15 protein-coding genes are annotated in these 18038 nt (G+C 74.0%); 8 read left to right on the plus strand and 7 right to left on the minus strand.

Going from position 1 to position 18038, the window contains the following annotated elements; genetic code table 11:
- Positions 1–94 precede the first annotated feature (94 nt).
- The 6 genes from ACWFNE_RS06275 to ACWFNE_RS06300 form a co-directional block, all read right to left on the minus strand.
- Positions 95–2065: an NAD+ synthase gene (locus ACWFNE_RS06275; RefSeq protein ID WP_452121578.1), complete on the minus strand. Its 1971-nt coding sequence runs from the start codon at positions 2063–2065 to the stop codon at positions 95–97.
- Positions 2062–2874: an NUDIX hydrolase gene (locus tag ACWFNE_RS06280; protein ID WP_452121579.1), complete on the minus strand. Its 813-nt coding sequence runs from the start codon at positions 2872–2874 to the stop codon at positions 2062–2064. The genes ACWFNE_RS06275 and ACWFNE_RS06280 overlap by 4 nt, the downstream gene beginning before the upstream one ends.
- Positions 2871–3494 (minus strand): isochorismatase family protein, encoded by a 624-nt coding sequence (locus ACWFNE_RS06285; protein ID WP_452121580.1) that lies wholly within the window; start codon positions 3492–3494, stop codon positions 2871–2873. The genes ACWFNE_RS06280 and ACWFNE_RS06285 overlap by 4 nt, the downstream gene beginning before the upstream one ends.
- 3 nt (positions 3495–3497) lie before the next feature.
- Positions 3498–4841 carry a nicotinate phosphoribosyltransferase gene (locus ACWFNE_RS06290; protein WP_452121581.1) on the minus strand — a complete coding sequence of 448 codons (1344 nt, stop codon included), beginning with the start codon at positions 4839–4841 and terminating at the stop codon, positions 3498–3500.
- Positions 4842–4973: 132 nt separating this feature from the next.
- On the minus strand, positions 4974–5321 hold the full coding sequence (locus ACWFNE_RS06295; protein WP_452121582.1) for a winged helix-turn-helix domain-containing protein: 348 nt from the start codon (positions 5319–5321) through the stop codon (positions 4974–4976).
- Entirely contained in the window at positions 5318–5752 is a 435-nt protein-coding gene (locus ACWFNE_RS06300; RefSeq protein WP_452121583.1) for a hypothetical protein, read from the minus strand. Before ACWFNE_RS06300 ends, ACWFNE_RS06295 begins: the two co-directional genes overlap by 4 nt.
- Positions 5753–5971: 219 nt before the next feature.
- Here ACWFNE_RS06300 and ACWFNE_RS06305 point away from each other — a divergent pair, with 219 nt between their 5' ends.
- On the plus strand, positions 5972–8224 hold the full coding sequence (locus ACWFNE_RS06305; RefSeq protein ID WP_452121584.1) for a carbon starvation CstA family protein: 2253 nt from the start codon (positions 5972–5974) through the stop codon (positions 8222–8224).
- Positions 8221–8493 carry a YbdD/YjiX family protein gene (locus ACWFNE_RS06310; RefSeq protein ID WP_452121585.1) on the plus strand — a complete coding sequence of 91 codons (273 nt, stop codon included), beginning with the start codon at positions 8221–8223 and terminating at the stop codon, positions 8491–8493. Before ACWFNE_RS06305 ends, ACWFNE_RS06310 begins: the two co-directional genes overlap by 4 nt.
- A gap of 91 nt (positions 8494–8584) precedes the next feature.
- Here the strand turns inward: ACWFNE_RS06310 and ACWFNE_RS06315 are convergent, their stop codons facing one another.
- On the minus strand, positions 8585–9379 hold the full coding sequence (locus tag ACWFNE_RS06315) for a hypothetical protein (RefSeq protein ID WP_452121586.1): 795 nt from the start codon (positions 9377–9379) through the stop codon (positions 8585–8587).
- A 393-nt stretch (positions 9380–9772) separates the two neighbouring features.
- On the opposite strand from ACWFNE_RS06315, the gene ACWFNE_RS06320 reads away from it, so the two are divergent.
- From ACWFNE_RS06320 to cimA, 6 genes are all read left to right on the plus strand, one after another.
- Complete coding sequence (locus ACWFNE_RS06320; RefSeq protein ID WP_452121587.1) at positions 9773–11635, plus strand: acetolactate synthase large subunit; 1863 nt, start codon at positions 9773–9775, stop codon at positions 11633–11635.
- Between the two features lie 70 nt (positions 11636–11705).
- On the plus strand, positions 11706–12230 hold the full coding sequence (gene ilvN / locus ACWFNE_RS06325) for an acetolactate synthase small subunit (RefSeq protein WP_452121588.1): 525 nt from the start codon (positions 11706–11708) through the stop codon (positions 12228–12230).
- Positions 12231–12323: 93 nt separating this feature from the next.
- Positions 12324–13352 carry a ketol-acid reductoisomerase gene (ilvC, locus tag ACWFNE_RS06330; protein ID WP_034627103.1) on the plus strand — a complete coding sequence of 343 codons (1029 nt, stop codon included), beginning with the start codon at positions 12324–12326 and terminating at the stop codon, positions 13350–13352.
- A 187-nt stretch (positions 13353–13539) separates the two neighbouring features.
- Positions 13540–14589, plus strand: coding sequence for a 3-isopropylmalate dehydrogenase (locus tag ACWFNE_RS06335; RefSeq protein ID WP_452121589.1), 1050 nt, complete (start codon positions 13540–13542; stop codon positions 14587–14589).
- 110 nt (positions 14590–14699) lie between these two features.
- Complete coding sequence (locus ACWFNE_RS06340; protein ID WP_452121590.1) at positions 14700–15812, plus strand: branched-chain amino acid aminotransferase; 1113 nt, start codon at positions 14700–14702, stop codon at positions 15810–15812.
- A 488-nt stretch (positions 15813–16300) separates the two neighbouring features.
- Complete coding sequence (gene cimA / locus ACWFNE_RS06345; protein WP_452121591.1) at positions 16301–17932, plus strand: citramalate synthase; 1632 nt, start codon at positions 16301–16303, stop codon at positions 17930–17932.
- The last annotated feature ends 106 nt before the right edge of the window (positions 17933–18038 follow it).

Consider the following 18038-nt stretch of genomic DNA (forward strand, 5'->3'; position numbering starts at 1 on the left):
CGACGGAGCCCCGGGTGCCTGTGTGCCCGGGGCTCCGTCGTGCCCGCCCCCACCGGTCGCCCGCGGGCCGGGGAGCCGCCGCGCGCCGCCCGTGTCAGACCGGCAGCGCCGCCCGCTCCGGTGCCACGGCCCGGGCGTGCGACCAGTGGTTGGCCATCGGCATGCGCCGGTCGCGACCGAAGGCCCGGCGCGAGACCTTGATGCGGACCGGGGCCTGGCGCCGCTTGAACTCGCTGCGGTCGACGAGCGCGAGCACCCGGTTCACCGTCGCGACGGCCGCGCCGACGTCCCAGCCGTCCTCGTCCACGAGCGTCCGGGCGAGGTCCTGGGCGGTCGCGTGCTCCTCGAGGAACGCGAGCAGGAGGCGGTCGAGCACCGGGTACGGCGGCAGCGAGTCCGTGTCCTGCTGGTCCGGCGCGAGCTCGGCGGACGCGGGCTTGGTGAGCGTCGCCGCGGGGACCGGCGGGACCTGCCCGGCGGCGGTCGCCTGCGCGTTGCGCCACGCCGCGAGCCCGTACACGCCCGGCAGCACGGTCCCGTCGCGTCGCGTCACCGTCGTCTTCAGCAGGTCCCCGAGCGGGTTCGGTGCCGTCCCGCAGCTGTCGCCGTAGAGCGTAAAGTACCCGACGGCCGACTCCGACCGGTTCCCCGTGGTGCAGACGAGCGCGCCGGTCGCGTTCGCGACCGTCATGAGCGTCGTGCCGCGCAGGCGGGCCTGGAGGTTCTCCCACGCGACCGGGTCGACGCGCCCCGGCGGCGAGTCCCCGGCGCCGGCTGCCTCGGTCAGCAGCGCCCCCAGGGCGTCGCGGCGCTCGGCCCAGGCGTCCGTGATCGGGACGACGTCGAACCGGATGCCGAGGTTCGCGGCGAGCTCGCGGGCGTCGTCGACCGAGCCGGGCGACGAGTAGGGCCCCGGCATGCCGATGCCCCAGACGGCGTCCGCGCCGAGCGCGTCGACGGCGACGACCGCGGCGAGCGCCGAGTCGATCCCGCCGGACAGCCCCAGCACGACCCGCGGCAGGCCCACGCGGCGGCAGTAGTCGCCGAAGCCGGTGACGATCGCGGCGTACACCTCGGCGTCGACGTCCAGCGCGGGGGTCACGACCGGCGGTGCGAGCGGCGCACGGGTCTCGTGGGTGACACCGAGCTCCACGACGTCGGACGACCACCCCGCCGGGCGCGCGCGACGAGCCGCACCGGGGTCGGCCGGGCGGGCGGCGGCCGGGGTGAGGCCGTCGGCCCGGGCCGTGACCCGCGGCGGCGCCACGGGCACGTCGACGACGAGCTCGTCGGCAGCGAACGACCGCGCCCGCGCGAGCAGCGCCCCGGCGGCGTCCACGACGAACGAGCCGCCGTCGAACACGACCTCGTCCTGCCCGCCGACCGTGTTGCAGTAGGCGATCGGCACCCCGGACGCGCGCGCCGCCGCCGCGACCTGCGCGAGCCGCAGCGCCGGCTTGCCGACGTGGTACGGCGACGCGTTGGGCACGAGCAGCACCTGCGCGCCGGCTGCCGCTGCCTCGACCGCGAGCGCCGGGTCCCACACGTCCTCGCAGACGAGGACGCCGAACGTGACCGGGCCGTCCGGCGTGCGGACGGTGTACAGCGACTGGTGCCGCGCGCCGGGCGCGAAGTGGCGCGCGTCGTCGAGCACGGAGTAGGTGGGCAGCAGCGACTTGGCGTGCGCCGCGACGACGCGCCCGCGGTGCGCCACCGCCGCGACGTTGCGCAGCGGCCGCTCGAGCGCGTCGGTCGACCAGCCGAGCGCGCCGGCGCCACCGGCCTCGGGCAGCCGGCCGACGTGCCACGGCGACCCGAGCAGCGCGACGGTCCCCCCGGTGGTGACGGCGACGCCGGCCACCGCGTCCATCGCGGCACCCACGAACTCGGGCTCGGCGAGCAGGTCCTCGGCGGGGTACCCGGTGACGGCCATCTCCGGGGTCACGAGCACGTCGGCCCGGCAGCGCTCGGCCGAGGCCACCGCACCGGCGAGCGCCGCGGCGTTGCCGGTGAGGTCGCCGACGCGGGTCGTGGTCTGGGCGAGCAGGACGCGCAGGGTCGTCATCGGGTCTCCTTCGCCGGGCGCAGTGCGCGGGCGTCGTCGGGTCGGAGCAGCGGCGGGTAGAGCGTGCCGAGCTCCGGGCGCGCCTCGAACAGCGCGGCGGGCCGCCCGCGGCCCCCGGAGGCGCGGCGGCTGTCGGTGTCGGCGGGTCGCACGAGGCCTGTGGTCTGCTGGACCCACCGCCGGAAGTTCGACCGGTCGAGGCGCACCCCCCACACGGCCTCGTAGACGTGCTGCAGCTCGCCGAGCGTGAACTGCGGCCGGCAGAACGCGGTCGCCAGGGTCGTGTACTCGAGCTTGGCCGCGACGCGGTCCACGGCGCGCGCGGCGATGACGGTGTGGTCGAACGCGAGCTCGGGCGCGTCCTCGAGGCCGCGGTCGTGGTTGCCGCCCTGCAGGCTCGGCAGGTCGAGGTCGTCGACGTCCCAGAAGCGCGCGTCGCGGGCGTCGGACCCGGCGACCGGGTCGGGCAGGTCGGGGGCGAAGGCCACGTACGCGACCGTGACGATGTTGCCGCGGGGGTCGCGGCGGGGGTCGCCGAACGAGCCGAGCTGCTCGAGGTGCCAGCCGCTCGGCCGGACCCCGGTCTCCTCGGCGAGCTCGCGCCACGCGGCCTCGTCGAGCGTCTCGTCGGGGTTCTTGAACCCGCCGGGCAGCGCCCAGCAGCCGGCGTACGGGTCGTCCCGGCGCTGCACGAGCAGGACCTTGAGGGCGCCGTCGCGCACGGTGAAGATCGCGGTGTCGACGGTCACGAAGAAGACGGGGTACTCGCCGGGGTCGTAGCCCTCGGGCGCCTGCGCGGCGGGGCTCATGACGTCACCGCCGACGAGGTCGTGAGCTCGACGCCCGCCTGCGCGAGCTCGGTGAGCGCGGCGATCGTGGTCGGGACGGCCACGCCGGCCGTCAGGTCCGTCAGCACCCGGACGCCGAAGCCCGCCGCGGCGGCGGCCAGCGCGGTCGCGCGCACGCAGTGGTCGGTCGCGATGCCGACCACCTCCACGACGTCGACACCGTCGAGCGCGTCGAGCACGCCCAGCGGACGGTCGGTCCCGAGGCTGGCGAGCTGCACGCCGTCGAACGCGGAGTAGTCGGCGCGGCCCATGCCCTTGACGACGTGCACGGTCCCGGTAGGCAGGCGCAGGTCGGGGTGGTACTCGGCGTCCGGGGTGCCGGCGACGCCGTGCTCGGGCCAGGTGCGGACGTAGTCGGGATCCGTGCCGGGGTCGGCGAAGTGGCCGTCGTTCGTCGCGGGCAGCGGGTCGTGCCAGTCGCGCGAGGCGACGACGCGGGCGTACCGCTGCGGGTGCGCGGCCAGGTGGGCGGTGACAGCCGCGGCGACGGCGGCGCCACCGGCGACGGGCAGCGTGCCGCCCTCGGCGAAGCACACCTCGACGTCGACGACGACGAGGGCGGTGGTCGGGGACTGGTTCATCGGTCAGGCTCCTGTCGTGGGGGTGAGGGCGGTCGGGTCGGCGGCGAGGCGCGGGGTGCCGGGCGCCAGGTCGAGGTCGAGGGGCATGAGCTCGGCCTTGGCGCCGCGGTGGTGCGCGCGGATCTCGGCGAGCGACGGGTGGTGCACGACGTTCCCGCCACGGACGACCGGGACCTGCAGCGCCCGCCCGAGGCCGGCCTCGGGGGCGTCGGGGAGGTGGCGGACCACGACGTTCTCGCGCGAGGCGTACCCGGCGTGGTCGAGGCCGCGGTAAGCGACCTTGCGCCCGCCGACGCTCGCCTTGCCCGCGGATCTCTTCGCCACGGCGCGCATCGGCGCGTCGGCGCCGGGACGGTCGGCGATCGAGACGAGCTTGTAGACCATGCCGCACGTCGGGTGGCCCGAGCCGGTGACGAGCCGGGTCCCTGCGCCGTAGACGTCGACCGGTGCGTCGGCCAGGGCGGCGATGCCGTGCTCGTCGAGGTCCCCGGTCACCGCGATGCGGGTGGTGCTCGCCCCGAGCGCGTCGAGCTGTGCGCGGGCGGCGCGGGCCTCGGCGGCGAGGTCGCCCGAGTCGATGCGGATGCCGCCCAGGTCCGGGCCGGCCGCGGCGACCGCGCGCTCGACGCCCTCGCGCGTGTCATAGGTGTCGACGAGCAGCGTGGTCCCGGTGCCGAGGGCACGGACCTGCGAGCCGAATGCGGTGGGCTCGTCGGCGTGGGCGAGCGTGAACGCGTGCGCCGCCGTGCCGCGGGTGGGGATCCCGTACCGGAAGCCGGCCTCGAGGTTGCTCGTGGCGTCGAAGCCGGCGACGTACGCCGCGCGGGCGGCGGCCACCGCGGCCTGCTCGCCGGTCCGGCGGCTGCCCATCTCCAGCAGCACGCGGCCGTTCGCGGCGCTGACCATGCGCGCGGCGGCGGACGCGACCGCCGAGTCGCTGTTCAGGATCGACAGCACGACCGTCTCGAGGAGCACGCACTCGGCGAACGTCCCGGTCACGGTCAGCACGGGGGAGTGCGGGAAGTACAGCTCGCCCTCGCGGTACGCGTCGATGCTCCCCGTGAAGCGGTACTCGGCGAGGTAGGCGGCGGTCGCGTCGTCGGCGATGCCGGCCTCGCGCAGCCAGGCGACGTGCTCGGGCGTGAACCGGAAGTGCTCGACGGCCTCGACGACCCGGCCGAGCCCGGCGACGACGCCGTACCGGCGGCCGGCGGGCAGGGACCGGGCGAAGACCTCGAAGACCGAGCGGTGGTGCGCGGTGCCGTCGGCGAGCGCGGCGCGCAGCATCGTGAGCTCGTAGTGGTCGGTGAGCAGTGCCGTGCTCGTCGTTGTGGTCATGGTGACCATATTGCACGACGTATCGAGCGCGCGTTGGCTAGCGATGGTCGAATCGACCATAAAGATGTGTGACGTGTGTCACTCCGTGTCGACCGGGTGCGAGGGCCCGGGCGGGCGTCGCCCCCGCTCCCGCCTCGCGGGTCAGGCGTCGCCGGCGATCCTGCGCAGCGCCGCGAGGTGCGCGGCGAGAGCCTCGCGCCCGGACGGGGTGAGCGTGAGCCACGTCCGCGGGCGCTTGCCGACGTACCCCTTGCGGACGGCCACGTAGCCGGCCTGCTCGAGCGCGGACGCGTGCTTGCTGAGCGCGGAGTCGGAGACCTCGACCGCGTCGCGGACCGCGCCGAACTCCGCCTCGTCCGTCGCGGCGAGCGCGGCGACGATGGACAGGCGGACGGGGGCGTGGATGACGTCGTCGAGCCGCACGCGGGCGCTGGCGCCGACGACGTCGGGCGTGGGCAGCGCCCCGTCGGGTGCCGGCGCGGTCGTCATGCGCGGTTCTCCCGCAGGGCGCCGAGCGCGAGCGGCAGCGCGGTCACGACGGCGGCGGGGAGCCAGAACGCGGGCTCCCCGGGGAAGCGGTACAGGCCGACGACCATGCACGCGGCGTAGACCGCGCCCCACCACAGCAGCGCCCGGAGCCAGCGCCGCCCCATGCCGGACTTGCTGACGGTCGCGCCCGGCAGGAGCGTGACGCTCAGCACGGCGAGGGCCGCGGCGTAGGCGAGCGACGGGACGAGCACCTCGACGTCCTCGTCGGCGGTCGCGAGCGCGGCGAAGTAGGAGAACACCGCGACCGCGTGGCCGGTCAGCCACTGCGCGTGGCGGTTGCCGCCGATGTCCCGCACCGCGGCGGCGGAGGTCGTGGACGAGCGGAGGAGCGCGCGCGCCTCGTCGGGCGTGGGCGGGTGCATCGTCGTCATGGCCGTCTCCTGGTGTGCGGTTCGGAACGTGCGTTCACTCTCGCACCTACTTTCCCATCGTGCAAGTAGTTTCAGCATGCCTCCGCCCGTGTTCACGACGCGCCGCACCCGTCCGTAGGCAGGGGCCCGCGCCCGGGGATAGCGTGACGCGCGTCACGTCGCTGCCGACGCGGGCCAGGGGGCTCGGGGCGCGTGGCACGAGCCGTCCCGGGAGGGCCCATGTCCCACGCGTCCGGAGTCGAGGTGCTGCGCACCGAGGAGGGGGCGCTGCCCGTCGGGGTGATCGACCGGCGCCCCATGCCGGTCCGCTCGAGGATCGTGTTCGCCGTGATCGCGCTGCTCGGTGCCGTCGCCTGGTCGCTCATCGCGGTCGTGCGCGGCGAGACCGTCAACTCGGTGTGGTTCGTCGTCGCGGCCGTCTGCACGTACGCCGTGGCCTACCGGTTCTACGCGCGCTTCGTCGAGCGGAAGATCGTGCGGCCGCGGGACGACCGGGCGACGCCCGCGGAGCGCTACGAGAACGCCAAGGACTTCATGCCGACCGACCGGCGCGTGCTCTTCGGGCACCACTTCGCGGCGATCGCCGGCGCCGGGCCGCTCGTCGGTCCCGTGCTCGCGGCGCAGATGGGCTACCTGCCCGGCACGCTCTGGATCGTGATCGGCTGCGTGCTCGGCGGCGCGGTCCAGGACTTCCTCGTGCTGTCCATCTCGGTGCGCCGGCGCGGGCGCAGCCTCGGTCAGATGGCGCGCGACGAGCTCGGCCGCGTCGGGGGCGTCGCCGCGCTCGTCGGCGTCTTCGTCATCATGATCATCATCATCGCCGTGCTCGGCCTCGTCGTCGTGAACGCGCTCGCCGAGAGCCCGTGGGGCATCTTCTCGATCGCCATGACCATCCCGATCGCGCTGTTCATGGGCGTCTACCTGCGGTTCCTGCGGCCCGGCCGGGTCAGCGAGGTCTCGCTCATCGGCCTCGTGCTGCTGCTGCTCGCGATCGTCTCGGGCGGCTGGGTCGCCGAGACCGACTGGGGGCAGGACTGGTTCACGCTCTCCAAGGTGACGATCGCCTGGCTGCTCGTCGCGTACGGGTTCGCCGCCTCGGTGCTCCCGGTGTGGCTGCTCCTCGCGCCGCGCGACTACCTGTCGACGTTCATGAAGGTCGGCACGATCATCCTGCTCGCCGTCGGCATCCTCCTCGTGCGCCCCGAGGTCCAGGCACCCGCGGTCTCGTCGTTCGCGCTCGAGGGCGACGGCCCCGCGTTCGCAGGCTCGCTGTTCCCGTTCCTGTTCATCACGATCGCGTGCGGGGCGCTGTCCGGGTTCCACTCGCTCATCGCGTCCGGCACGACGCCCAAGCTCCTGGAGAAGGAGAGCCAGGCGCGGCTCATCGGGTACGGCGGCATGATGACGGAGTCCTTCGTCGCGATCATGGCGCTCGTCACCGCGGTCGTCATCGACCAGCACCTCTACTTCGTGATGAACGCCCCGACGGCGCTGACCGGCGGGACGCCCGAGACGGCAGCGGCGTACGTCAACGGGCTCGGGCTCGGCGGCACCGACATCACGCCCGACGCGATCGCCGGCGCCGCGGAGGACGTCGGCGAGGAGTCGATCATCTCCCGCACCGGCGGGGCCCCGACGCTCGCGTTCGGGATGGCGCAGGTGCTCGCGAGCGCGATCGGGGGGTCGTCCCTCGCGTCGTTCTGGTACCACTTCGCGATCATGTTCGAGGCGCTGTTCATCCTCACGACCGTCGACGCCGGGACCCGCGTCGCGCGCTTCATGCTCTCCGACTCCCTCGGCAACCTCGGCGGTGCAGCGAAGCGGTTCCGCGACCCGTCGTGGCGAGTCGGGGCGTGGCTGTGCTCGGCGCTCGTGGTCGCCGGGTGGGGCGCGATCCTGCTCATGGGCGTGACGGACCCGCTCGGCGGCATCAACACGCTGTTCCCGCTCTTCGGCATCGCGAACCAGCTGCTCGCCGCGATCGCGCTCTCGGTGGTCTTCACGATCGTGGTCAAGAAGGGGCTGCTCCGGTGGGCCTGGATCCCGGGCGTCCCGCTGGTCTGGGACCTCGTGGTCACCATGACGGCGTCGTACCTCAAGATCTTCTCGCCCGACCCGAAGCTCGGGTACTGGGCGCAGCACGACGCGTTCCAGGCGGCCCGCGCGGCGGGCGAGGAGTCCTTCGGGTCGGCCGCGACGCCCGAGGCGATGGACGCCGTGATCCGGAACACCGCGGTGCAGGGCACGCTCTCGATCCTGTTCGCCGTGCTCGTGCTGATCACGGTCGCCGCCGCTGCGGTGGTGTGCGTGCGGGCGGTGCGCGCGGGCGGGCTCCCGACGAGCGAGGAGCCGGACGCGCCGTCGCAGATCTTCGCGCCCACCGGCATGGTGCCGACGGACGCGGAGCGCGAGATCCAGGCGCTCTGGGACGCCGAGGGGCCGCGCCCGGCGCGGGCGGGGGCGCACGGATGAGCGCGGCGGCCGAGCCGGGCGCCGGCGCCACGGCGCCCGCGCGCGGACCCGGACGTGTCGCCGGGCCGGCGGGCCTGAGCTCGCGTGCGGCGCGGGTGTGGCAGGCCGTGCGCTGGTACGTGGGCGCGCTGCTGGGCGACGACGACCACGCACGCTACGTCGCGCACCTCGCGCGCACGGCTCCGGGGGTCACGCCGCTGGGCGTGGGGGAGTACTGGCGCGAGCGGCACGCGCACACCGCGCGGCACCCGGGCTCGCGCTGCTGCTGAGCGGGACGCGCCGCGGGGCCGGTGCGTGCACCCGGGAGCTGACGGCCTCGGGGCGACACGCGTCGGGGCGCCGGCCCTGTGCCGACACGCGTCAGGGGGCGAGCGTCGGGTAGCTCGTCCGCCAGCCGTCCACGAGCCACCGGCCCTCGACCGGCACGAGGTAGAGGGTGTGGTCGGTGTCGTAGACGCGCTCCCCGTCGGGTGCGCCGAAGACGCGCTGGTAGGAGAAGGTGACGGCGAGTCGGGCGCCGCCGGGCTCGCGCGAGACGAGCTCGACGGTCGGCTGACCGGTGGGGCGGTAGGGCTCGATGCTGCCGACCTGCTCCGTCGCGGCGCTCTCGGCGTTGGTGCCGGGCGTGCCGGGGCCGGGCGAGCCGGGGTCAGGCGTGCCGGGCGATGCGGCATCCGCCGGCGTGACCGGCGGGGCGAGCGCGCTCGACGGGACGAGCGCCGAGACCGTCGGCTGGTCGCCGGACTCGAAGGCGGTCACGAGCAGCGACCACGCCGACGGCGTGAGGTACCCCGCGACGGGCTCGAAGTGCGTGAGCAGGAGCGGGCCGTCGCCGTCGGGTCGCTGCGTGTGCTCCGAGGTCTCCATGACGACGTCGAACGCCTCGATCGCCTGGGCCGCGAACGTGTCCAGGTCCGCGGCGGCGAAGTGCGCACCGGCGTCCGGGGGGAGCGTGAGGGCGGCGGGGTCGTAGACCAGGGCGTCCGCGAGGTGCTCGAGCGGCGCACCGGGGTCGACGTCCGGCGTGGCCGGCGCCGAGGCGGCCGACGCCGGGCGCTCGGCGGGTGCCGGGTCCGCGGCCGGGGCGGGGCCGGCGCAGGCGGCGAGGGCCAGCAGGGCCGTGAGCGCGAGCGCGGGCGCACGTCTACCGGGCATGGTCGCCGCCCCTCCTCGCCACCGCGACGGCAGCATCCGGCCGAGGTCCGTGCGACCTCCTCCGTCCCAGATCGGCAGAGGTGGTGCTCGGTATGAGCGGTCGACCAGCCTTCCGTATGGCGGACACGTGAACCACGATGCGAGACGCGCCGTGGGGCGAGGTGACATCCCCGCGGGTGCGGCGTAGAGTCCCGGACGTGCAGACGATCCTCCTCCTCGTAGTACCTGAGCGCGCCGGCTGAGGCGACCTCGTCACCAGGTCTCGTCGCGCGCTCACCCCTCGTCCAGCCCGTTCCGGGCCGAGGGGTTTTTCTATGTCGGCGGCACGCCCGCCCGGACGGCACCGCACAGCACGACCCGAGCTCCACCAGCACCGAAGCCAGGGAGAAACCGATGGTCCAGGGTCCCCACCCGGCACCCCCGCGCACGCCGGCCACGCCGGCCTCCGTGCGCGTCACCGCCGATCCGCGCAGCGCCGAGGTCACGCGCGACGTCGCCGTCGGCCCCGAGCGCGTCACGGGTGCCCAGTCGATCGTCCGCTCGCTCGAGGAGGCCGGCGCCGAGGTCGTCTTCGGCATCCCCGGCGGCGCGATCCTGCCGACCTACGACCCGCTCATGGACTCGAAGCGTGTCCGGCACATCCTCGTGCGGCACGAGCAGGGCGGCGGGCACGCGGCGCAGGGCTACGCGCACGCGACCGGCAAGGTCGGCGTGTGCATGGCGACGTCCGGCCCGGGCGCCACGAACCTCGTGACCCCGATCGCCGACGCGCACATGGACTCGATCCCGCTCGTCGCGATCACCGGCCAGGTCGGCGCGTCGCTCATCGGGACGGACGCGTTCCAGGAGGCCGACATCGTCGGCATCACGCTGCCCGTCACGAAGCACAACTACCTCGTGACCGACCCGGACGAGATCCCGCGGGTCATCGCCGAGGCGTTCCACATCGCGTCGACCGGACGCCCCGGCCCCGTGCTCGTCGACATCGCGAAGTCCGCGATGCAGACGAACACCACGTTCTCGTGGCCGCAGGAGCTCAAGCTGCCCGGGTACCACCCGGTCACGAAGCCGCACGCCAAGCAGATCCGCGAGGCGGCCCGGCTGCTCGCGACCGCACGCCGGCCGGTGCTCTACGTGGGCGGCGGCGTGATCCGCTCGCGCGCGTCGGAGGGCCTGCGCAAGCTCGTCGACGCGTCGGGCGCGCCCGTCGTGACGACGCTCATGGCCCGTGGCGCCCTGCCCGACTCGCACCCCCAGCACCTCGGCATGCCCGGGATGCACGGCACGGTCGCCGCGGTCGCCGCGCTGCAGAAGGCCGACCTCATCGTGAGCCTCGGCGCACGGTTCGACGACCGCGTGACCGGCAAGCTCTCGAGCTTCGCGCCCGGCGCCACGATCGTGCACGCCGACATCGACCCCGCGGAGATCGGCAAGAACCGCACCGCGGACGTGCCGATCGTCGGCGACCTCAAGGAGGTCCTCGCCGACCTGCTGCCCGAGCTCGTCAAGGAGCACGCGCAGCACGGCCGGCCCGACCTCGAGGGCTGGTGGAAGCAGGTCGACGCCTGGCGCGAGACGTTCCCGCTGGGATTCGACGAGCCCGCCGACGGCCACCTCGCCCCGCAGCACGTGATCCGCCGGATCGGGGAGATCTCCGGGCCGGAGTCGATCTTCGCCTCGGGCGTCGGCCAGCACCAGATGTGGGCCTCGCAGTTCATCCGCTACGAGCGCCCGAACTCGTGGCTCAACTCCGGCGGCCTCGGGACCATGGGCTTCTCGGTGCCGGCGGCGATGGGCGCCAAGGTCGGTGAGCCCGACCGGACCGTGTGGGCCATCGACGGCGACGGCTGCTTCCAGATGACCAACCAGGAGCTCGCGACCTGCACGATCAACGAGATCCCGATCAAGGTCGCGGTGATCAACAACTCCTCGCTCGGCATGGTGCGGCAGTGGCAGACGCTGTTCTACGAGTCGCGGTACTCGAACACCGACCTGCACACCGGGCACGGCACCGCGCGCGTGCCGGACTTCGTCAAGCTCGCCGAGGCGTACGGCTGCGTCGGGCTGCGGTGCGAGACGAGGGCCGACGTCGACGCGACCATCAAGCGGGCCATGGAGATCGACGACCAGCCCGTCGTGGTCGACTTCACGGTCTCGCGCGACGCGATGGTGTGGCCCATGGTCTCGGCCGGGGTGAGCAACGACGAGATCCAGTACGCGCGCGGGATCTCCCCGGCGTGGGACCGGGAGGACTGATGCCCGGCCCGAGCCGCCCCCGCACGCCGGCCCCCGTCACGACCCCGTCGACCTCTGGAGAAGGTGCAGCATGAGCAGGCACACGCTGTCGGTTCTCGTGGAGAACAAGCCCGGCGTGCTCACGCGCGTCGCGGGGCTGTTCGCCCGCCGCTCGTTCAACATCCACTCGCTCGCGGTCGGCCCGACCGAGCACGACGAGATCTCGCGCATCACCGTGGTCGTCGACGTCGAGGCTCTGCCGCTCGAGCAGGTCACGAAGCAGCTGAACAAGCTGATCAACGTGCTCAAGATCGTCGAGCTCGAGGACTCGTCCTCGGTGCAGCGCGAGCTGCTGCTGGTCAAGGTCCGCGCCGAGGCTGCGCAGCGCACGCACGTGCTCGAGGTCGTCCAGCTGTTCCGCGCGCACGTCGTCGACGTCGTGCCGGACGCGGTGACGATCGAGGCCACGGGCAGCCCCGCGAAGCTGACGGCCCTGCTCAACGCGCTCGAGCCGTTCGGCGTCCGCGAGATCGTCCAGTCGGGCACCGTCGCGATCGGCCGCGGCTCGCGCTCGATCACCGACCGGGCGCTCGAGCGCGTCTCCCGCACCGCCTGACCGCCGCCCGACCGTCGCCGGACCGGCCCGCCGGACCCGGACGACCCGTCCTACGCTTCTGCACGACCCCACACCACACCAAGGAGATCGACCGTGGCTGAGCTGTTCTACGACGACGACGCTGACCTGTCCCTCATCGCCGGCAAGAAGGTCGCCGTCATCGGCTACGGCAGCCAGGGGCACGCGCACGCGCTGAACCTGCGCGACTCGGGCGTCGACGTCACGGTCGGCCTGCGCGAGGGCTCGAGCTCGCGCGTCAAGGCGGAGAACGAGGGCCTCAAGGTCCTCCCCGTCGTCGAGGCCGTCCAGGGTGCCGACGTCGTCGTGATCCTCGCGCCCGACCAGGTGCAGCGTCACCTGTACCGCGACGAGATCGCCCCCAACCTGAAGGACGGCGCGGCCCTGGTCTTCGGCCACGGCTTCAACATCCGCTTCGGCTACATCACGCCGGAGGCCGGCCACGACGTCGTCATGGTCGCGCCCAAGGGCCCGGGCCACATCGTGCGCCGGGAGTACGCGGACGGGCGCGGCGTGCCGGTCATCGTCGCGGTCGAGCAGGACGCGTCGGGGAGCGCGTGGGAGCTCGCGCTCTCGTACGCCAAGGGCATCGGCGGCCTGCGTGCCGGCGGCATCAAGACGACGTTCACCGAGGAGACCGAGACGGACCTCTTCGGCGAGCAGGCCGTGCTCTGCGGCGGCGCCTCGCAGCTCGTCCAGTACGGCTTCGAGACGCTGACCGAGGCCGGCTACCAGCCCGAGGTCGCCTACTTCGAGGTGCTGCACGAGCTCAAGCTCATCGTCGACCTCATGGTCGAGGGCGGCATCGCCAAGCAGCGCTGGAGCGTCTCCGACACCGCCGAGTACGGCGACTACGTCTCGGGCCCCCGGGTCATCGACCCGAGCGTCAAGGAGAACATGAAGGCCGTCCTCGCGGACATCCAGAACGGTGCCTTCGCGAAGCGCTTCATCGACGACCAGGACGCCGGCGCCCCGGAGTTCCAGGAGCTCCGCGCGAAGGGCGAGGCGCACCCGATCGAGTCGACCGGCCGCGAGCTGCGCAAGATGTTCGCGTGGGTCAAGCCGACCGAGGGCGACTACGTCGAGGGCTCGGCCGCGCGCTGACCCGCCGGGGCGCGACCGCCGCGTCCCGCTCCACCCCGCCCGGCCCGCAGGCCCGCACGGCCTGCGGGCTCCGGCGCACCGCACGTCCGCCGAGGGCGGCGCCCCGCACCCGGGGCGCCGCCCTCGGCATGTGTCGAGGCGTGAGATGAGCGTCCCGGCACGTGGGACGCCCCGCTAGGGTGGCCGCATGACGCGCACCATCGAGCTGGCAGTGATCGCAGGCGACGGCATCGGGACCGAGGTCGTCGAGCAGGGCCTGCTGGCCCTCGATGCGGCGCTCGCCGGCAGCGATGTGACCGTGCGCACCACCGACTTCGACCTCGGCGCCCGCCGCTGGCACGCGACCGGCGAGACGCTCACGGACGCGGACCTCGAGGCGATCCGCGGCCACGAGGCGATCCTGCTCGGCGCGATCGGCGACCCGCAGGTCCCGTCGGGCGTCCTCGAGCGTGGGCTCCTGCTCAAGCTGCGCTTCGCGCTCGACCACTACGTCAACCTGCGCCCCGGCCGGCTCTACCCGGGCGTGACGTCGCCGCTCGCGAACCCGGGCGAGGTCGACTTCGTCGTGGTCCGGGAGGGCACCGAGGGCCCGTACGTCGGCAACGGCGGCGCGATCCGCGTCGGCACGCCCGCCGAGGTCGCGAACGAGGTCAGCGTCAACACCGCGTTCGGCGTGGAGCGGGTGGTGCGCGACGCGTTCGCCCGTGCCGCGGCGCGCCCGCGCAAGAAGCTCACGCTCGTGCACAAGCACAACGTGCTGGTGCACGCGGGCCACCTGTGGCGCCGCACGGTCGACGCGGTCAACGCCGAGTTCCCCGACGTCACGGTCGACTACCTGCACGTCGACGCCGCGACGATCTTCCTCGTCACGAACCCGTCACGCTTCGACGTCATCGTGACCGACAACCTGTTCGGCGACATCCTCACCGACCTCGCCGCGGCGATCACGGGCGGCATCGGCCTCGCGGCGTCCGCCAACATCAACCCGGACCGCACGGCCCCGAGCATGTTCGAGCCCGTGCACGGCTCCGCGCCGGACATCGCGGGCCAGGGCAAGGCGGACCCGACCGCGACGGTCCTGTCCGTCGCGATGCTCCTCGACCACCTCGGGCTGACCGACGCCGCGGCGTCCGTCGAGCGCGCCGTCGCCGCCGACCTGGTCGAGCGCGGCTCGCTCGGGCGAGTACGGTCGACGGCCGAGGTGGGCAAGGACCTCGCCGCGCGCATCAGCGGCTGACCCGCGCACGGGCCGCCCTCGCGGCGGGCCGGCGCGCGGCGCGCGTCCCCCCGACCACCCGGCCGTCTCACCCGGTACCGTCAGAACCGTCCCAGGTGAAAGGCCCCCTCATGAGCACCGACACGTCCCCGTCGACCGAGCTGCCGACGTTCGAGATCCGCCCGACGGACACCCCGACCCCCGACGCGGAGCGCGACGCGCTGACCGCGGCGCCGAAGTTCGGGACCGTCTTCACCGACCACATGGCGCGCGTGTCGTGGTCGCACGACACCGGCTGGCACGATCGCCGGGTCGAGCGGTACGGCCCGCTGCAGCTCGACCCCGCGACGGCCGTGCTGCACTACGGCCAGGAGATCTTCGAGGGCCTCAAGGCGTACCCGCACGCGGACGGGTCCGTCTGGACCTTCCGCCCGTGGGCCAACGCTGCACGGCTCGCCCGCTCGGCGCACCGGCTCGCACTCCCGGTGCTCACGGAGGCGGACTTCCTCGGCGCGATCACCGCGCTCGTCGCGACCGACCGCAGCTGGGTCCCGACCGGCGACGAGGCGAGCCTGTACCTGCGCCCGTTCATGTACGCCTCGGAGGCGTTCCTCGGCGTCCGCCCGACGCTCGAGGCCGAGTTCCTCGTGATCGCCTCGCCCGTCGGCCCGTACTTCGCGGGCGGCGTCAAGCCGGTGTCGATCTGGGTCGACGACGAGTTCCACCGCGCGGGTCCCGGGGGCACCGGCGACGCGAAGTGCGGCGGCAACTACGCCGCGAGCCTCCTGCCGCAGCGGCAGGCCGCCGCGAACGGCTACGACCAGGTGTGCTTCCTCGACGCCGCGACGAACACGCTGCTCGAGGAGCTCGGCGGGATGAACGTGTTCGTCGTCCGCGCCGACGGCACGGTCGCGACGCCGGAGCTCTCCGGCTCGATCCTCGAGGGCGTCACCCGCTCGTCGATCCTCCAGCTCGCGCGCGACGCGGGCCACGACGTCGAGGAGCGCCGCATCCCGCTCGCCGAGGTGCTCACGGGCCTGTCGGACGGCTCGGTCACCGAGGTCTTCGCGTGCGGCACGGCCGCGGTCATCACGCCGATCGGGCGGCTCGCGGGACGCGGCTGGGAGCACACGGTGGCCGACGGCCAGCCGGGCGCGCTCACCACCCGCATCCGCACCGAGCTCACGGACATCCAGTACGGCCGCGCCGCGGACCGGCACGGTTGGCTGCACCGGCTCGTCTGACCGTGCGTGGGCTCTGCGGCCGCCGCTCGACGGCGGCCCCGGACCCTGCGGGGTCGCGCGTCGACCGGCGACGGCGACCGCGGGGCTCGCGGCGTCGCGCGTCGACCGGCGACGGCGACCGCGGAGCTGGCGCAGCGACCGCGTGGCGTCGGCGACCGCGGGGCTCGCGCGGGCCCGGTGTCCAGCGGGCGAGAGGGGCGAGGGGCCGCTGGGGGCCTGTGGCATGATGTGGCGCGTGACACAGCTCAGCCTCATCATCGTGTAGCGCGTCTGCCCACCCGCAGACGCGCCGACCTCCCGCATCCTCGGGGGGTCTTTTTGTTGTCGGGCACCACCCCCGCCCGGCACAGGTGTCGACCAGCTGCCGAGCGGCAGCCGACCGACACCCCACGACAGGCCGGCACCACCCCCGCCGGCGGGACCCACCGGCCGCGGCCGGGTCCCTGAGACCGACACACGTCCGACCGACCGACCGGAGAGAGCCGATCGTGACCCACCCCACCCCCGAGGGCGCGCGCCCGTTCCACGTCTACGACACGACCCTGCGCGACGGCGCGCAGCAGGAGGGCATGAACCTCTCCGTCGCGGACAAGCTCGCGATCGCCCCGCTGCTCGACGAGCTCGGGGTCGGCTTCATCGAGGGCGGCTGGCCCGGGGCCATCCCGAAGGACACCGAGTTCTTCGCGCGGGCGCGCACCGAGCTCGACCTCAAGCACGCGGTGCTCGCGGCGTTCGGGTCCACGCGCAAGGCCGGGGTCCGGGCGGAGGACGACCCGCAGGTCCGTGCGCTGATCGACTCGCGGGCCCCCGTGGTCACGCTCGTCGCGAAGAGCGACCTGCGGCACGTCGAGCGGGCGCTGCGCACGACCGGCGAGGAGAACCTCGCGATGATCGGCGACACCGTCGCGCTGCTCGTGCGTGAGGGCCGGCGCGTCGTCGTGGACGCCGAGCACTTCTTCGACGGCTTCCGCTTCGACCGGGAGTACGCGCTGTCGGCCGCGGTCCGCGCGTTCGAGGCGGGCGCGGAGGTCGTGACGCTCTGCGACACCAACGGCGGGATGCTGCCCGACGGGGTCGCCGAGATCGTCGCCGAGGTGCGTGCGGTCGTCGGGCCCGGCGCGATCCTCGGCATCCACGCGCACAACGACTCGGGGTGCGCGGTCGCGAACTCGATCGCTGCCGTCGGTGCCGGCTGCGAGCACGTCCAGGGCACGGTCAACGGCTACGGCGAGCGCACGGGCAACGCCGACCTGCTCGCCGTCGTCGCGAACCTCGAGCTCAAGCGCGGCCGCACGCTGCTCGCCACCGGCGGCGAGGGTGAGGGCGGCCTGCCCGAGATGACGCGGATCGCGCACGCGATCAGCGAGATCACCAACATCGCCCCGTTCGCGCGGCAGCCGTACGTCGGTGCCAGCGCGTTCGCGCACAAGGGCGGCCTGCACGCGAGCGCGATCCGGGTCGACCCCGACCTCTACCAGCACATCGACCCACGACGCGTCGGCAACGACATGCGCATGCTCATCTCCGACATGGCCGGGCGTGCGGCGATCGAGCTCAAGGGCCGCGAGCTCGGTTTCGACCTCGCGGGGCAGAGCGAGCTCCTCGCGCGCGTGACCAAGCGCGTCAAGGAGGCCGAGGCGCAGGGCTACACGTTCGACGCGGCCGACGCGTCGTTCGAGCTGCTGCTCGTCGAGGAGCTCAACGGCGGGCGGCCCGGCTACTTCCGGGTCGAGAGCTGGCGCGCGATCGTCGAGCGGGCGGGCGGGCGCGGGGTGCCGGCGACGGCCGAGGCGACCGTCAAGCTGCACGCCGGCGGCGAGCGCATCGTCTCGACCGGCGAGGGCAACGGCCCCGTCAACGCCCTGGACCACGCGCTGCGGCAGGCGCTCGTGCGGGTCTACCCGGTGCTCGAGTCGTTCGAGCTCATCGACTTCAAGGTGCGCATCCTGGACTCGATGCACGGCACCGACGCCGTGACGCGCGTGCTCATCGAGTCGAGCGACGGCCAGACGTCCTGGAGCACCGTCGGGGTCGGCCCGAACCTGCTCGAGGCGTCGTGGGAGGCGCTCACCGACTCGGCGATCTGGGGCCTGTACCACCACGGGGTCGACCCGAGCTGACCACTCCCGCGCGATGCCGGGTGCGTGGGCGGCGCGCGGAGAGCCGCGCGCGGGGGAGCGACACGGTCGAGTCCTGCGGTCGACCGGTCGGTCAGCGTAAGGTCAA

The sequence above is a fragment of the Cellulomonas sp. NPDC055163 genome, from assembly GCF_053607065.1.

What these genes read in the sequence shown, in the direction of transcription:
- ACWFNE_RS06275 (WP_452121578.1), bottom strand. Translation starts at nt 2,065, where the DNA reads ATGACGACCCTGCGCGTCCTGCTCGCCCAGACCACGACCCGCGTCGGC.
- ACWFNE_RS06280 (WP_452121579.1), bottom strand. Translation starts at nt 2,874, where the DNA reads ATGAGCCCCGCCGCGCAGGCGCCCGAGGGCTACGACCCCGGCGAGTAC.
- ACWFNE_RS06285 (WP_452121580.1), bottom strand. Translation starts at nt 3,494, where the DNA reads ATGAACCAGTCCCCGACCACCGCCCTCGTCGTCGTCGACGTCGAGGTG.
- ACWFNE_RS06290 (WP_452121581.1), bottom strand. Translation starts at nt 4,841, where the DNA reads ATGGTCACCATGACCACAACGACGAGCACGGCACTGCTCACCGACCAC.
- ACWFNE_RS06295 (WP_452121582.1), bottom strand. Translation starts at nt 5,321, where the DNA reads ATGACGACCGCGCCGGCACCCGACGGGGCGCTGCCCACGCCCGACGTC.
- ACWFNE_RS06300 (WP_452121583.1), bottom strand. Translation starts at nt 5,752, where the DNA reads ATGACGACGATGCACCCGCCCACGCCCGACGAGGCGCGCGCGCTCCTC.
- ACWFNE_RS06305 (WP_452121584.1), top strand. Translation starts at nt 5,972, where the DNA reads ATGTCCCACGCGTCCGGAGTCGAGGTGCTGCGCACCGAGGAGGGGGCG.
- ACWFNE_RS06310 (WP_452121585.1), top strand. Translation starts at nt 8,221, where the DNA reads ATGAGCGCGGCGGCCGAGCCGGGCGCCGGCGCCACGGCGCCCGCGCGC.
- ACWFNE_RS06315 (WP_452121586.1), bottom strand. Translation starts at nt 9,379, where the DNA reads ATGCCCGGTAGACGTGCGCCCGCGCTCGCGCTCACGGCCCTGCTGGCC.
- ACWFNE_RS06320 (WP_452121587.1), top strand. Translation starts at nt 9,773, where the DNA reads ATGGTCCAGGGTCCCCACCCGGCACCCCCGCGCACGCCGGCCACGCCG.
- ilvN (WP_452121588.1), top strand. Translation starts at nt 11,706, where the DNA reads ATGAGCAGGCACACGCTGTCGGTTCTCGTGGAGAACAAGCCCGGCGTG.
- ACWFNE_RS06335 (WP_452121589.1), top strand. Translation starts at nt 13,540, where the DNA reads ATGACGCGCACCATCGAGCTGGCAGTGATCGCAGGCGACGGCATCGGG.
- ACWFNE_RS06340 (WP_452121590.1), top strand. Translation starts at nt 14,700, where the DNA reads ATGAGCACCGACACGTCCCCGTCGACCGAGCTGCCGACGTTCGAGATC.